The following is a 767-nucleotide window of genomic DNA, read 5'->3' on the forward strand; positions in this document are numbered from 1 at the left end:
CTGCATGAGGTGGAGCCGGAGAGCACGCGCTACAACATGCCGGGGGTCATGGAGCTCACAGGTCAGGTAGACGGGAATCGGCTGAAGCAAGCGATCCGCTCGGTCATCGCCCGCCACGAATCGCTGCGTACGTCGTTCACGTGGATTGGCGGTGAACCGAGACAGCAGGTGCACGAAGAAGTGGCGCTGGAATGGATATACAGGGAGGTGGATGAAGGGCAAGCCCGGGAACTTGCCCGGGACTTCGTGCAATCGTTCGCACTGGACCAGGCGCCGCTGCTGCGTGCCGGGCTGCTGCGATTGGCGGAAGAGCGGTACTGGCTGCTGTGGGACATACATCATATCGTCTCGGACGGCGTGTCGCTGAACCTTCTGGTATCGGACTTCATGGCGGCGTATGCCGGTGAGGAATTGACGCCGCTGCGGATTCAGTACAAGGACTATGCGGTCTGGCAGCAGGGGACGCTCGGAGTAGAACGGATGGAGCTGCATGAGGCGTACTGGCTGTCGGTCTATGGGGAGGAAGCGCCGGTGCTGGAGTTGCCGGCTGACCGGATGCGTCCGGCGGTGCCAGGCAGCGAAGGCGGACAGGTTCATGCGCAGATCTGCGCGGACGTGGCGGAAGGGCTGAAGCAGCTCGCCGCAGAGACCGGAGCGACGCTGTACATGGTACTGCTGGCGGCCTATAACGTGTGGCTGCACAAATACACGGGGCAGACCGACATTGTGGTCGGGACGCCGGTGTCGGGACGGACGCATACCGATAC

1 protein-coding gene is annotated in these 767 nt (G+C 62.7%); it reads left to right on the top strand.

All coding sequences use genetic code 11. The features are described 5' to 3' along the window. A partial coding sequence (locus F1379_RS29495; protein WP_162551323.1) for a condensation domain-containing protein occupies positions 1–767 on the top strand: 767 nt, incomplete at both ends.

The organism is Paenibacillus tepidiphilus (assembly GCF_008635795.1).
In the GTDB taxonomy this organism is placed as follows: Bacteria; Bacillota; Bacilli; order Paenibacillales; family Paenibacillaceae; genus Paenibacillus_AQ; species Paenibacillus_AQ tepidiphilus.